Raw genomic sequence first — 14,394 nt, 5'->3', positions numbered from 1 at the left:
AAGACGGGAAGTTTCGGCCCTTACGGATGCCCGGAAAACCTTAGCGTACGATTTTTTCCGAATTCTGCGGGCTCCCCTTGAAAAGCCTTGAGCCTTGTCTAAGCTTAAGGCTATCCGAACACCAGTTAGCGCACGGCTCTGCAAGGAGCCAATTCCCCTATGCCAGGTACAAGGAATTCGTACCTGGCTTTTTTTATGTTCGCCGTTCGCATCTAGCAATTAGGCATCATGCCGCCGATGCGTTTACGCGAGCACCTCTGCCGGTTCTGGCACTTCGACATGCGGCGCGGTTTGCTTCTGTTCCAGCTCATGTTGATAAAGCAGATCGATGGCCTGCTCGATGAGAGAGGCCTGGCTGTCTTCGAGCTGCAACCCCAGCATGGCCAACCGTTCGGCGTGGCGATTGCTGATCCAGCATTGCAATCGGCTGTGAGTTTCCTGTTTGCGTTTCACGTGCTGGCGCTGGCGCTCGGCGTTGTCTTGCGCACTGCTCACTTTCATTTCCTGGCTCATATTACCTTGCAACTTTGATTCTTATCGCCTGTTATCTCTCATCGAGTCTTCACAATTCGCTGACGAACGTGAGGAGCCTGACTCTCCCCCTCTTGATGGGGGTGAGTTCAGTGCGCTGCAAATATATCATTGGATCAACAAGATATCATTTAACATAAAAATGTGAGTGACGCGGTTAGCTTACAGCAAGCCATCCAGGGCGTGATCCGAGAACTTGTGGGCATCGTCGAAATACTCCTGCAAGGTGCGGATGTCCTTGTGACGGGTGACCTCGATGATTTTGTTCATCGGTTTGCCGGCAGTGACCGCCGAGGTGATAAAACCTCGGCGCAGACTGTGGCCACTGACCTGGAGATCGTCGATGGCTTGACCGGTACGCCGCTTGATCATCAGATTGATACCCTGCGGACCGAGCGGCTCCTGCATGAGCTGACCCCAGCGATTCATGCGGCGAAACAGGGCACCCTCGCTGATCCTGCTCTGTTTGAGCCAGCGCGCCAGAGCCGATACCGGACAATATTGTTTACCTGGCACCAGGGCGATCTCCGTTTCATGCAGCTGATGCTTGCTGGGTTTGAGCCGAAGACGGATCCCCTGCCCTACAAAGTCGAGATCATCCACTTCAATTCTTGCGGCCTCCGAGCGTCGCAAGGCGCCGCTGAACATCAGCAACAACAGGGTGTAATCCCGCAGCCCCGCCAGATTGCCGGTGTCGATCTCGTCGAGCACACAGGCCAGCGGTTTCAGGGTCAGCGCCCCCGTTTTGCGTTTGCGGTTGTCACCGAGCCGCACTATGCCCCGCATCAGCTCCTTTATTTCCGCGTGCTCGGTCGGCATGGGATGGATCCCCTTCTGCTTGAAAGCATAACGAATGCCGGCGAGCCGTCTTACCAAGGTGGCCGGCTTGCGGGGTTCACCGTTGCGCAGTTCCCCCTTCCCCTCTTCTTTGTCCAGCCAGACCCAGTCGGCCAGGATGCCATCGGCCTGATCTGCCAGGAAGTTCATGATGTCATGATGGGTGATCTGCAATGGATCGAGCCCATGCAGCTGACACCAGAACACGAAGATGCGGGTATCGGCCTGATAGGCATTGAGGGTGGAGTCGGCTTTGGCGCTGCGCAGGAAGCGTCTGGCCCGGCTGTTCAACTGAGGATCGAAGACACTCTGCAAAGCCTGTTGCGTTTGGGCCTGGATGTGTGGGTAGTTCACTTAACTCTATGATTTAATGCGGAGTTTCGTTGGATCTTACAGGATCTTGCAGATCTATCAAGTATCGATAATGATTATTATCGATATCTATGAAGTGTGCTTTTAACACATTTATCCTCCTCATTTATTCCTCAAGCTCCCTCTGATCCCTGCTCCGTTTTATCAGGGTTGGGGATTTGATCTCATCAGCATCCACCACACCAAGTGAGAGATAACGACTATCCATGATTGTTTTTGGATAGGTCATGATAGTGCTGACTGTCATAGTAAAACGCCCCGCATAGCGGGGCGTTGTTTGTTATCGCTTTGCCAACTTGAACAACTCAAAGAAGTTGTGACTGGTCGCTTGCGCCAATTCGGCCAGCGGTATTTGCCGCAGATCCGCGATGAACTGGGCCACGTCGCGCACAAAGGCCGGCTCGTTCTCCCTGCCCCGGTGCGGAACTGGCGCCAGATAAGGTGAGTCGGTTTCAACCAGCAGCCGCTCCAGCGGCAGCGCCTTGACCACCGCCTGCAGAGCTGCCGCATTCTTGAAAGTGGCGATGCCGGAGATGGAGATATAAAAACCCATCGCCATGGCCGCCTCGGCCATCTCGAGCGACTCGGTGAAGCAGTGCAACACCCCGCCGACCTGCTCGGCCCCCTCTTCGCGCATGATCTGCAGGGTGTCCTGCTGGGCATCACGGGTATGGATGATGAGGGGTTTGTTCAGAGCGCGGGCCACCCGGATATGCTCGCGGAAGGAGGCCTGCTGTACTTCCTTGTTCTCCGGCGAATAGAAGTAGTCGAGCCCGGTCTCGCCGATGGCCACCACCCTTTCATCTGCCGCCTGGGTCAGCAACAAGGCGGCATCGACGCCAGGTTCCTGGTTGAGAGGGTGCACACCACAGGAGGCAAATACCTGAGGATAAGGGGCGATCGCTTCCAGCATGGTCGGGAACTGCACCTGGGTGACGCTCACGCACAGAAAATATCCCACGTCCTGCTCGGCGGCCTTGGCCAGCACATCGGCCATATTGGTCTGCTTGCGGCCATAGCTCAGGCGATCGAGATGACAATGGGAATCAACGAGTAACATATAAAACCTTTGTAGCGAGATCTATAACCAGCGAGTGAGCCAGTTCATCAGATGGATGGTGGGATTGGAGAGCTGCCCCGGCTGACAGGCCATCTTCAGCTCGACCAGCTGTTGCTCCGCCTCCAGCAGCTTCTCGCTGGAATGAAGCTCGGCCAGTTGCTGGCTGAGTGCCGTCAGATCCGGCATCGCCAGCTGATGATGACCACAACCGGCCTGCGTCTTGAGAGCATCGCACAAGAACAGCTGCAACCAGTGCAGCCTGACCTGGGTATCGCTCGCCAGCAGACCGCACACGTGGTTGGCCCGGGTCGGCGTCTGTGCCAGCGCGAGAAAACTCTCCAGCAGATCCCGGCGGGCACTGTCTTGCTGCTCTTCGATATAGCGCAGCACCCGCAGCGGCGCCCCCTGGCAGATCCGTACCTGGGCCAGCGTGGCCTGATGACCCTGCTCGGCCAGCCAGCGCACCGTCTCACCCTCGGCAGGCAACTGGCAGACATGTTTGTGACAGCGACTGAGAATGGTCGGCAACAGGCGGGAAACCTGGGAGGCGATCAGCAGCAGCAAGCTGTCGCCGGCAGGCTCTTCCAGGGTTTTGAGCAGGGCGTTGGCGGCCGACTCCGTCATGCGCTCCGCATCCGGGATGATCACCACCTTGCCGCGGCCAAGCTGGGCCGAATTCTGCAGGCGCGAACAGATCTCGCGGATGGCCTCGACCCCGATGGTCTTGCTCTCCGTCGTCAGGGTGCCCAGATCCGGATGATGGCCCTTCTCAAACAGCTGGCAGGAGTGACATTGCCCACAGGGCTCACCCCGCTCGGGCCGATGACAGAGGTGCAAGCGCGCCAATTGTTCCGCAAGCTGCTCCTTGCCAAGACCGGGATCACCGAGCAACAACCAGGCGTGACCGAGTCGGCCGGCCGCGGCGGTCTGGCTTAAGGCATGCCAGTCCGGGATCAACCAGGGATACATGAGGGCTCATCTTTCAGATAGTGGGCCAATGCAGCCTCGATGGCCGCCTTGACCTGCGCCGGCGCTTGGCCGGCATCGATCACCTTGATTGACTCATCAGCGGCGGCCAATTCCAGATAGCGCTGGCGGGTACGTTCGAAGAAGCTGAGTTGCTCGAGCTCGATCCGGTCCAGTTCACCGCGGTGGCGAGCCCGTTGCAGACCGATGGCGGGATCGATGTCGAGATAAAGCGTCAGATCCGGTTTGAAGTCGCCGAGCACGGCCCGTTTGATGGCGCCGATGAGGTTGGCATCGATGCCGCGGCCACCGCCCTGATAGGCCTGGGACGAGAGATCGTGGCGATCGCCCACCACCCAGATGCCGTCGGCCAGCGCCGGCTTGATGCGGGTCTCGACCAGCTGGACCCGGGAGGCGTACATCAGCAACAGTTCGGCTTCGATGGTGAGGCGCTCGTCGTGCACTTCCTTGACGATGGCCCGCATCCGCTCGGCCAGCGGGGTGCCGCCCGGCTCACGGGTACACTCGATCCGCGCCACGCCGTGGCCATGCAGATAGTCGGTCACATAACGCACCGCGGAGCTCTTCCCTGCTCCTTCCAGTCCTTCAATCACGATAAATTTAGACATTAGGGTTTCTTCAATATGTATTCGCGGACCGCCCGATTGTGTTCATCGAGGGTCTTGGAGAAGTAGTGGGCACCTCCCCCTTTGGCGACAAAATAGAGGTAGTCGGTCGATTTGGGGTTGAGCGCCGCTTCGATGGAAGCCTTGCCCGGCATGGCGATGGGCGTGGGCGGCAAGCCGTCGATCACATAGGTGTTGTAGGGGTTCACATCCGTCAGGTCGCTGCGGCGGATGTTGCCATCATACCTGTCCTTCACCCCGTAGATGACGGTGGGATCAGTCTGCAGCTTCATGCCAAGGCGCAGGCGATTGACGAACACCGAGGCAATCTGGGCCCGCTCTTCCGGCTGCCCGGTCTCTTTCTCGATGATCGAGGCCATGATCAGCGCCTCGTAAGGGGTCTTGTAAGGCAAATTGGCCTGGCGCTTGTCCCAGCTCTGCTGCAGGAAGGCCCGCATGTCCTGATAGGCCCGGCGCAGGATGGAAATATCGCTGGCATGGGTGGTATAGGCGTAAGTCTCCGGCAGGAACCACCCCTCCAGCTTGCCATTGTCGATGCCAAGCTCCTGGGCCAGATCCGCCTCGCTCTGCTCCACCGTCAAGCGCTCCAGATAAGGGGCGCTGGCCAGCTGCTTCAGCCAATCCTCGAAACGGGATCCTTCGACGAAGGTCAGGCTGAAGTGAAACTCCTTGCCGGAGGCGAACAGGGAGAGGGTCTCCTTGAGCGGCGCCCCTTCCTTGATTTCATAGGTGCCGGATTTGATGGCAACCAGCTCGGGGTGACCGCGCAGCCAGAGCCGCACCGCCCAGGGACTGGTTTCCCCCTCCCCCAGTTCGGCGATCAGGCGCGCCGCATGGGCCCCCTTCTCGACGGTAAAGAGGCGGGTCGGCCCCTTGTTGGTGAGCGTCTCCACCTGCTGCCATTTGTAATGTACATAGCCCCCGGCCACGGCGACTGTCAGCGCCGCGCCCGCGAGCAGGGTGTAAAGCCGATTAAACTTCAATGACCAAACGCTCCTGTAAGCGGCGGATCAATACCGGACTGGCATATTGGGTCTCCCCGATGCCGGTCACCGGCACTATGCCCATCAGGGTATTGGTCAGCCATACCTCTTCGGCCTGCCACAGTGACTCCAGCGGAGCCTCCACGACACGCAGTTCAATGCTCATCTGTTTTAGCATCGCCATCACATGGCGCCGCATGATGCCGTCTATGCCGCAGTGGGTAAGATCCGGCGTAAACACCGTTCTGCCACGGCGCCAAAACAGATTGGCACTGACCCCTTCTACCAGAAATCCCCGGCTGTTCAAGACTATACCTTCGACTCCCGAACGCGCCGCAAGTTCGCTTTTCAGCAGCACCTGCTCCAGCCGGTTGAGGGTCTTGAGGCCCGCCAGCATGGGGGCATCGCCCAGTCGTTGCTGGCACACCAGCAGTGGAATACCGGTTTGCTGCCACGCCGGGTAGTGAGCCGGGTAAGCAGCCAGCGACAGGATCCGGGTCGGTGCATGGCAGGCGGTGCCATCATACCCCCGACCACCGCTGCCTCGGGTCAGCATCACCTTGATCACCGCCAGCGTCTGGTCGCGAGCCATCCCGGCGACCTCGTCACCAAGTTGTTGCCAGTCCAGCTCGGCAAGGCCGAGTCTGGCGCTCGCTTGCTGCAGCCGTGCCAGGTGAGCCGGCCACCAGACGGGGTGACCATCCTTGACCAGCAAGGTGGTGAAATGGCCATCGCCATAAGCCAGGCCACGATCCATGGCGGAAACGCTGTCTGTCGGTATTCCATTGATCAGCAAAAGGATCCCTCCGATAAAAAAGGCCCGATACTGTCGTATCGGGCCCATACTATCCGCCCAGGGCGAATTATACGCGTTTGAAGATCAGTGAGCCATTGGTGCCACCAAAACCGAAGGAATTGGAGAGGGCGTATTCGAAGTTGCCAGCCTTGGCAACATGAGGCACCAGGTCCAGATCGCACTCATCATCCGGGTTGTCCAGGTTGATGGTGGGCGGCGCCATCTGATCGCGCAGCGCCAGTACCGTGATGATCGCCTCGATGGCGCCGGCGGCACCCAGCAGGTGACCGGTCATCGACTTGGTGGAGCTGATCATCAGGGATTTGGCATGCTCGCCAAACACCGCTTTCATGCCGCGCAGTTCGGCCACGTCACCCAGGGGGGTGGAAGTGCCGTGGGCGTTGATGTAACCCACCTGCTCGGGGGCGATGCCGGCATCCTTGATGGCATTTTGCATGGCGCGGGCGCCACCGTTGCCGTCAGCGGGAGGCGCCGTCATGTGGTAGGCATCGCCACTCATGCCAAAACCGACCAGCTCGGCGTAGATCTTGGCGCCGCGGGCCTTGGCATGTTCGTACTCTTCCAGCACCAGCACCCCGGCGCCATCACCCAGCACGAAACCGTCGCGATCTTTATCCCACGGACGGCTGGCCTTGGTGGGCTCGTCGTTGCGGTTGGAGAGCGCCTTGGCCGCCGCAAAACCCCCCATCCCCATCGGGGTGGAAGCTTTCTCGGCGCCGCCGGCCACCATCACGTCCGCATCACCGTAGGCGATCATCCGGCCGGCCATGCCGATGGCATGGGTACCTGTGGTACAGGCGGTGGTCACGGCGATGTTCGGCCCTTGCAGACCCTTCATGATGGAGAGATGACCGGACACCATATTGATGATGGTGGACGGCACGAAGAAGGGGCTCAGCTTGCGGGGGCCACCGTTGACCAAGCTGCTGTGGTTCTGTTCAATCAGACCCAGGCCGCCGATACCGGAACCGATCGCCACACCGACGCGCTCGGCATTTGCCTCGTTGATGACGAGACCGGCATCATCCAGCGCCTGTATGCCTGCGGCGATACCGTACTGGATGAAGAGATCCATCTTGCGAGCTTCTTTGCGGTTGATACCGTACTGCTCGGGATCGAAATCCTTGACCTGGCCTGCGAAACGGGTCGCAAACTCGCTGGCATCAAAGTGTTCGATGGGAGAAATGCCGCTCTGCCCGTTGAGCAGGGCTTGCCAGCTGGATTCGGCAGTGTTGCCTACCGGGGAAAGCATCCCCAAGCCGGTCACCACGACTCTGCGTTTTGACACTGAGGTAGTCTCCGAGAGGTGTTTTGAAAAGGGGTAAACATAAAAGAAGCGGCCCTTGGGCCGCTTCTTTCAGAACAGGAACTTATTCCTGATTAGCGGTGATGTAGTCGATAGCCGCTTGAACAGTGGTGATCTTCTCGGCTTCTTCATCAGGAATTTCGGTATCGAATTCTTCTTCCAGCGCCATTACCAGTTCAACGGTATCCAAAGAGTCAGCGCCCAGGTCGTCGACGAAGGAGGCAGCGTTCTTAACGTCTTCTTCTTTAACACCCAGTTGTTCGATGATGATTTTCTTTACGCGTTCTTCGATGTTGCTCATGACCTGAATTTTCCTTTAAAAATACGCTATTGCGTCTGGTTGGGGTAGTTTATTCAATTGACGTGAGTTTGCAAGTGGCTTGCCGCTGGTCAAACCACGAAATTCGCCAAACTTCGGCGTACTATCGCAAATTTGAACAGATCTCACGACAAATTGATTACACCATGTACATCCCGCCATTAACATGCAGGGTTTCGCCAGTGATGTAGGCGGCATCATCCGATGCCAAGAATACCACAGCAGCGGCAATTTCTTTTGGATCGCCCAGACGAGCGGCAGGCACCTGGCTCATGATGCCGGCACGCTGCTCTTCATTGAGCGCCTTGGTCATATCGGTCTCGATGAAACCGGGGGCAACCGCGTTCACGGTAATGCCGCGGGAGGCCACTTCACGGGCCAGCGACTTGGTAAAACCAACCAGCCCCGCCTTGGCGGCCGCATAGTTGACCTGACCGGCGTTGCCCATGGTGCCCACCACGGAGCCGATGCTGATGATGCGACCATTGCGCTTCTTCATCATGGCGCGCAGCACCGGTTTGCTCAGTCGATACAGGGAGGTGAGGTTGGTGTCGATGATCTCGTTCCACTCATCGTCCTTCATCCGCATCAGCAGGTTGTCACGGGTGATACCGGCGTTGTTGATCAGGATGTCGATGTCACCAAAACGCGCCTTGATGGCGGCGAAGACGGCTTCGATGGATTCCTGGCTGGTCACGTTCAGCGCCATGCCGCAACCCTGTTCACCCAGATAGGCGCTGATCGCCTCGGCGCCGCTCTCGCTGGTTGCCGTGCCGACTACCTTGGCGCCACGGGCCGCAAAAGTTTCGGCAATTGCACGGCCGATGCCACGACTGGCACCGGTCACCAACACAACCTTATCGGTAAAGCTCATTACTTGCTCCTGTTTACTTGATCTGGGCCAGCGCCTGCTCGAAAGAGGCGGCGTCGTTGGCATGAATACCTTCCACGCGCTTGTCGATGCGCTTGGCGAGCCCGGTCAATACCTTGCCCGGTCCCATCTCGATCTCGAGGGTAACCCCCTCATTGGCCATCCGCTCGACAGTCTCGGTCCAACGAACCGGACTGAACAGCTGACGCACCAGAGCCTGTTTGATGGCGGCCGGATCCTGTTCACAGGATACATCGACATTATTGATGACAGCGATGGCAGGAACCTTGATCTCGATCCCGTCCAGCGCAGCTGCCAATTTTTCTGCGGCAGGTTTCATCAGGGCGCAGTGAGAAGGCACGGAGACCGGCAGCGGCAGTGCACGCTTGGCGCCGGACTCTTTCATCAGCACGTTGGCACGCTCGACGGCCTCTTTGTGGCCGGCGATGACCACCTGGCCCGGAGAGTTGAAGTTGACCGGGGAGACCACCTGTCCTTGCGCCGCTTTTTCGCAGTTGGCGGCGATGGCGTCATTGTCCAGCCCGATGATGGCGGCCATGGCACCGGTGCCTTCCGGCACGGCTTCCTGCATGGCCAGACCACGCAGCTCGACCAGTTTGACCGCATCGGTAAAGGCCAGTGCACCGCTGCACACCAGGGCGGAGTACTCACCCAGGCTGTGGCCAGCCATCACGGCGGGGGTTGCCCCACCCTGTTGTTGCCACAGGCGCCACAGCGCGACAGAGGCTGTCAGCAAGGCGGGCTGGGTGCGCCAGGTCTTGTTCAGATCGTCGGCCGGACCATCCATCACCAGGGCAAACAGGTCATAACCCAGCACCTGGCTCGCCTCGGCGAAGGTCTCCTTGATCACGGCATGTTGTTCGGCCAGCTCGGCCAGCATGCCGACGGTTTGGGAGCCCTGTCCCGGGAAGGCAATGGCAAATTGGGTCATCATTGATTCCTTTAGATAAGACAAAAATGAGAGCAGCAGGATGAGCCAGATTGCTCATCCCGACCACGATCAGAGGCGAACCAGCGCCGAGCCCCAGGCAAAACCACCGCCGAAGGCCTCCAGCAGTACCAGCTGGCCCGGTTTGATCCGGCCGTCACGCACCCCTTCATCGAAGGCAATGGGCACGGAGGCGGCAGAGGTGTTGCCGTGCTTGTCGAGGGTCAGCACCACCTTGTCCAGCCCCATGCCAAGCTTCTTGGCGGTGGCGCTGATGATGCGGAAGTTGGCCTGATGAGGCACCAGCCAGTCCAGCTCGCTCGGCGCGATGCCGGCGGCGGCCAGGGTCTCGGTGACGATCTCGCTCAAACGAGTGACCGCCACCTTGAACACATCGTTGCCCTTCATGTACATGTAGGCTTCAAGCTCGGCCCCCGGCATACCGCGGCGCGGCTGCGGCAGCTTGAGTAGATCGCCGTAACGGCCATCGGCATGCAGATGGGTGGAGAGAATGCCCGGTGTTTCGCTGGCGCCGATCACCACGGCCCCTGCCCCGTCACCAAAGAGGATGATAGTGCCGCGATCTTCCGGATCGCACATGCGTGACAGCACATCGGCCCCGACCACCAGGACGTGGCGGGCAGCACCGGATTTGACGAACTGATCGGCGATGGAGAGCGCGTAGGTAAAGCCGGCGCAGGCGGCGGCCACATCAAAAGCCGGGATCCCTTGCACCCCGAGCAGCCCCTGCAATTCACAGGCTGCGGCCGGGAAGGCGTTCTCGGCACTGGTGGTGGCCAGCACTATCATGTCGAGATCGGCAGCGGTCAGGCCCGCCGCGTCCAGGGCGCGCAGAGCAGCCTGGTGAGACAGGGTGGCGACGGTTTCATCGGCACCGGCAATGCGACGTTCACGGATCCCGGTACGCTCCACAATCCACTCGTCGCTGGTTTCCACCATCTGTTCGAGATCGGCATTGGTACGTACCGAGTTCGGCAGATAACTGCCAGTACCCAAAATTTTGCTATGCATAGAGTTCTTATAGATCCCTGTCGGAAAAGACAGATTCAAGGCGATCTGCTATTTGCAATGGAAGTTGATGCTTGGCCTCTTGCGCGGCCAGCAGGATCGCGTTACATAGGGCGCGCCGTTCGGCCCGCCCGTGGCTTTTTACCACAATGCCGCGCAATCCTAACAGACTTGCACCGTTATACTGGTCGGGGTTCAGGTAAGAAAAACGCCGTTTGAACATAAATCCGGCGATACGACCAAGAAAACTGCTTTTTTTGCGGGGATATCCGGCCAGTTGGGCCATCATCCGCACGACCCCTTCCGCCGTCTTGAGGGCCACGTTGCCAACAAAACCGTCGCAGACGATCACGTCGCACTCACCGCTGAAGATCCGGTCCCCTTCGACAAAACCGACGAAGTTGAGCGCCTGGCACTGGCGCAGCAACTCGGCACTGTGGCGCACCAGATCGTTGCCCTTGATCTCCTCCTCCCCCACGTTGAGCAGGGCCACCCTGGGAGTGGCAATGCCCTCCACCTTTTCAGCCACCACGGCGCCCATCACCGCAAATTGCAGCAGGGTATCGGCATCACAGCTGACGTTGGCGCCAAGATCCAGCATCACGGTACGTTTGCCGGAAAGAGTGGGCAGCGCCTTGATGAGGGCGGGTCGGTCGACCCCGGGCAGGGATTTGAGCACGCACTTGGCCATCGCCATCAGCGCACCGGTATTACCGGCGCTGACGCAGGCATCGGCCTCGCCGGCCTTCACCAGATTGAGGACGACCCGCATGGAGGAGTCTTTCAGGGTGCGCAGCGCCACGATCGGTTTGTCGCCCATGCCAACCACCTGGGATGCATGCACGAAACGAACGCGGGGGTGATTCAGCAAGCCATGTTGCTGCAAAAGAGGGGTGGTCTGGTGTTGGTCACCAACCAGGATCAGTTTTAACTGGGGTAAAAGAGACAGTGCCTGCACGGCGGCAGGCACTGTTTCCGAGGGGCCAATATCTCCCCCCATGATGTCTAGCGCGACAGTTTGCGTAGACAAAGGCAATCCTTAAGCGATTACCTTTTTACCGCGGTAGAAACCATCGGCAGTCACGTGGTGACGACGATGAATTTCGCCACTGGTCTGATCAACAGTCAGGGCAGCGGTGGTCAGCGCATCGTGGGAACGACGCATGCCACGCTTGGCACGGGTTTTACGGTTCTGTTGTACGGCCATTGTAGGCTAACTCCTAAATTCACTTACGTTTAAGCTCTTCAAGAACTGCAAAGGGATTCGGCCGCTCATCAGCAGGTTCGATTTCACCCCAGGTCATCTCCATGTTACCGCGCGGGCAAGCATCCATGGGATGCATGGCCACCTGCGGCAACGAGAGGATGAGTTCATCCTCCAGGATTTGATGAAGATCCATCTCGCCGTTTTCGTCCAACTCAATGGGCTCATAAGCTTCCGGCAGTTCTTCCTCGTTTGTTCTCTCGAACAGCGGAGTGTAGATAAATTCAGCTTCACAGAGATGCTCGAATGTTTCTCCACAACGCTGGCAAACCAGGTCAACCTTGGCATGGGCAGTGCCTTTCATAACGGTCAACTTCTGGACATCTTTGCCAAAGTGCAGCGATACATCGATATCACTCTGCAAGCCTGCGGTTGATTCCTCCAGCCTGGGCATCTGCGACTTTTCCACTATCCCGACATAATCGAGCAGCTTCGAGGCACTACGGACTGGATCAACCTTTACGGGCAACTTCACCTTTTGCATAGGGCGCGAATATTATAGGTCCAACAACTGATAGTCAAAGGAAAAAGTCCTTACCGCCGATGATTTTAACCTCACAACCCCCGCACATGGCGGAACTTGCGCTCACCGGTGGCTGATTATGCCATAAACCCACGGATCCGACACCGGATCCTGGCCGCATTTGCGTTGACGGCGGGGATCCGGCGCACTCCTTGACAGCAGCATTTCACAGCGCAGGTGGCTCAACCACTCCCCTGCCCCCACAGGGTTCATGGATGGCTGCCGCACAGCCCGACTAGGCGCCCCTGCCGCATGCGGGCGCAAGGGCAAGGCTCGGGCGGGATGGCCTCCATCAGGCGACGGATGGCCCGAAAACTGTCCAGCGCCGCCTGGGCGGCGATGGGATTGATAAGCCAGCCAGGCAGGTTGTCACCCGGGTTGGTATAAGTTTCGAGGCGTATCAGGGTGGTGCCGTTGAGTTGCGGCACCGCCTCCCAGCGTCCTTCACTTGCGCGGATCCGCACCCGACCGGGGTAAGGCGGCAGTGCATCAGGGGCGGCCCATACCGTCAGCACCAGGGCGCAATTTGGCAGGCGTTGCAGGCGGGAGTGGGTGATAAGCTCCCGCTCCTGTACCGGCCAGGGCGCAGAGAGCCGGGTATAGACCAGATCTTCATCGGGTGCCGGCTTGGCCAGCACCCTTACCTCCAGGCTCTGAGGCAGCCACTCCTGATGGCGGGAAGTATCGCGCAGTACGGCCAGCAGTGCCGACGGCGGCGCGGCCACGTTCATCTCCAGGCGCAAAGCCTGAAAAGCGCCAGGGGGATGAGCCCGGCTCCACAGCAATATGCCCGCCTCCCCCGCCTGCAGGTGCCAGCCCTGTGCCCAGGCCGGTATACAGAGCAACCATAACAGCCATATCCCGACTCTCATCATCCATGACCCCGTTTTGCCCATTCCTATGCTTATAGCCGTTTTTATGACCCTGCGAGGTAGAGGCCAGGGTTAACCTGCGCCGGTTGCCCCGATATGCTGGTGGTAGAGCCGTTTGATCTCGTCGCGCAGCCACAGCACCTTGGTGTTGTGGTTGTTGCGCTTGTGCCAGAGCAGGATGAAGGCGATGTCGAGTTGCCGATAGAGGGCTTCATCCAGCGGCAGCGGCAAGGAGATCAGATTGTCGTGGTGCTGACGGGCATAGCTGGCGCAATAGGAGGGCACCACCGCGATCAGTTCGTGGTCAGACTGGGCTGCGATATGCAGCGCCTGCTCGAAGCTGGAGACCCGGATCGGCACCTGCCGGCTGAGCCCCTCATCATCCAGCAGGCTGTCGAGCGCCCAGGCATCGCTCGCCTCCCACACCACGCTGACATGGGGATAGGCGAGGAAGTTGTCGAGGTTCCAGGTGCGGGCCAGCAGCGGGTGATCCTTGCGCAAAAACACCATGGGCCTGTCTTCGAACAACACCTCGTGATCGATGTAATAGGGCAGCCGGTTGACCCTGGCCAGCGAGCTGGGGTGGGTTTCCCTCGCACAGAAGCCGAGATCGGCATCACCATTGATGATGTCGTTGAGGGAGTGATGGTCCCAGTTCATGATCCGGATGGTCGATTTGCGATAGGTTTCATAAATCACCATGGGCAGGTCATTGAGAAAGCTGATGTAAAAGGGCGACTCCAGCACCAGCCTGAACGCGGCCCCCGCCGGAATGGCATTGCCGCAGAGAGAGGCGATGTTGCCCGATAGCTGGAACCACTCCTTGAGCTCTTCCTCCAGGGTGAGCGACAGATTGGTGGGCTCCAACCCCCGCTGAGTGCGAAGGAACAGCGGGTCGTCGAACCAGTCGCGCAGCCGCGCCAGCGCCTTGCTGACGGTGGGCGCCGTGACATTAAGTTTCTTGGCCGCCTTGGTGACACTGCGCTCTTGCAGCAACAGCCGAAATACCACCAACAAATTGAGATCGAGGTCGATCAGGGGACGCATG

17 protein-coding genes are annotated in these 14,394 nt (G+C 59.1%); all 17 read right to left on the bottom strand.

Translation table 11 applies throughout. From position 1 onward, the window contains the following. Window positions 1-243: 243 nt before the first annotated feature. On the bottom strand, window positions 244-513 hold the full coding sequence (locus tag PG899_RS19060) for a RepB family protein (RefSeq protein WP_077097002.1): 270 nt from the start codon (window positions 511-513) through the stop codon (window positions 244-246). Window positions 514-693: 180 nt separating this feature from the next. Beyond that, window positions 694-1,635: a site-specific integrase gene (locus PG899_RS19055; protein ID WP_289710413.1), complete on the bottom strand. Its 942-nt coding sequence runs from the start codon at window positions 1,633-1,635 to the stop codon at window positions 694-696. A 385-nt stretch (window positions 1,636-2,020) separates the two neighbouring features. Beyond that, window positions 2,021-2,800, bottom strand: a complete 780-nt coding sequence (locus PG899_RS19050; RefSeq protein ID WP_077097005.1) for a TatD family hydrolase — start codon at window positions 2,798-2,800, stop codon at window positions 2,021-2,023. Between the two features lie 21 nt (window positions 2,801-2,821). After that, the gene (gene holB / locus PG899_RS19045) at window positions 2,822-3,769 is read right to left on the bottom strand and encodes a DNA polymerase III subunit delta' (RefSeq protein ID WP_077097007.1); all 948 of its coding nucleotides are present in this window, start codon (window positions 3,767-3,769) and stop codon (window positions 2,822-2,824) included. Further along, window positions 3,754-4,395, bottom strand: coding sequence for a dTMP kinase (gene tmk / locus PG899_RS19040; RefSeq protein ID WP_077097009.1), 642 nt, complete (start codon window positions 4,393-4,395; stop codon window positions 3,754-3,756). The genes holB and tmk overlap by 16 nt, the downstream gene beginning before the upstream one ends. After that, on the bottom strand, window positions 4,395-5,396 hold the full coding sequence (mltG, locus tag PG899_RS19035; protein ID WP_016350715.1) for an endolytic transglycosylase MltG: 1,002 nt from the start codon (window positions 5,394-5,396) through the stop codon (window positions 4,395-4,397). The genes tmk and mltG overlap by 1 nt, the downstream gene beginning before the upstream one ends. After that, window positions 5,386-6,240, bottom strand: a complete 855-nt coding sequence (gene pabC, locus PG899_RS19030; protein WP_077097011.1) for an aminodeoxychorismate lyase — start codon at window positions 6,238-6,240, stop codon at window positions 5,386-5,388. The genes mltG and pabC overlap by 11 nt, the downstream gene beginning before the upstream one ends. A gap of 19 nt (window positions 6,241-6,259) precedes the next feature. After that, window positions 6,260-7,501, bottom strand: a complete 1,242-nt coding sequence (gene fabF, locus PG899_RS19025; RefSeq protein WP_017408413.1) for a beta-ketoacyl-ACP synthase II — start codon at window positions 7,499-7,501, stop codon at window positions 6,260-6,262. Between the two features lie 82 nt (window positions 7,502-7,583). Then, window positions 7,584-7,820, bottom strand: coding sequence for an acyl carrier protein (gene acpP, locus PG899_RS19020; protein ID WP_005300909.1), 237 nt, complete (start codon window positions 7,818-7,820; stop codon window positions 7,584-7,586). A 157-nt stretch (window positions 7,821-7,977) separates the two neighbouring features. Beyond that, window positions 7,978-8,712, bottom strand: a complete 735-nt coding sequence (gene fabG / locus PG899_RS19015; RefSeq protein WP_005300916.1) for a 3-oxoacyl-ACP reductase FabG — start codon at window positions 8,710-8,712, stop codon at window positions 7,978-7,980. 13 nt (window positions 8,713-8,725) lie between these two features. After that, window positions 8,726-9,661, bottom strand: a complete 936-nt coding sequence (gene fabD, locus PG899_RS19010; RefSeq protein ID WP_024944762.1) for an ACP S-malonyltransferase — start codon at window positions 9,659-9,661, stop codon at window positions 8,726-8,728. Window positions 9,662-9,730: 69 nt separating this feature from the next. Continuing rightward, on the bottom strand, window positions 9,731-10,690 hold the full coding sequence (locus PG899_RS19005) for a beta-ketoacyl-ACP synthase III (RefSeq protein ID WP_017408410.1): 960 nt from the start codon (window positions 10,688-10,690) through the stop codon (window positions 9,731-9,733). A gap of 7 nt (window positions 10,691-10,697) precedes the next feature. After that, window positions 10,698-11,717: a phosphate acyltransferase PlsX gene (gene plsX / locus PG899_RS19000; protein ID WP_077097013.1), complete on the bottom strand. Its 1,020-nt coding sequence runs from the start codon at window positions 11,715-11,717 to the stop codon at window positions 10,698-10,700. 9 nt (window positions 11,718-11,726) lie between these two features. Then, window positions 11,727-11,894: a 50S ribosomal protein L32 gene (rpmF, locus tag PG899_RS18995; protein WP_005300935.1), complete on the bottom strand. Its 168-nt coding sequence runs from the start codon at window positions 11,892-11,894 to the stop codon at window positions 11,727-11,729. Between the two features lie 19 nt (window positions 11,895-11,913). Further along, complete coding sequence (gene yceD, locus PG899_RS18990) at window positions 11,914-12,435, bottom strand: 23S rRNA accumulation protein YceD (RefSeq protein ID WP_011706102.1); 522 nt, start codon at window positions 12,433-12,435, stop codon at window positions 11,914-11,916. A 248-nt stretch (window positions 12,436-12,683) separates the two neighbouring features. Continuing rightward, entirely contained in the window at window positions 12,684-13,349 is a 666-nt protein-coding gene (locus PG899_RS18985; RefSeq protein ID WP_077097015.1) for an START domain-containing protein, read from the bottom strand. 69 nt (window positions 13,350-13,418) lie between these two features. After that, window positions 13,419-14,393 (bottom strand): HTH-type transcriptional regulator YidZ, encoded by a 975-nt coding sequence (gene yidZ, locus PG899_RS18980; RefSeq protein ID WP_017764484.1) that lies wholly within the window; start codon window positions 14,391-14,393, stop codon window positions 13,419-13,421. Window position 14,394 lies beyond the last annotated feature (1 nt).

Source organism: Aeromonas sp. QDB39, from assembly GCF_027707585.1.
Lineage (GTDB): Bacteria > Pseudomonadota > Gammaproteobacteria > Enterobacterales > Aeromonadaceae > Aeromonas > Aeromonas hydrophila.
This window is presented reverse-complemented; position numbering and strand designations above follow the sequence as displayed.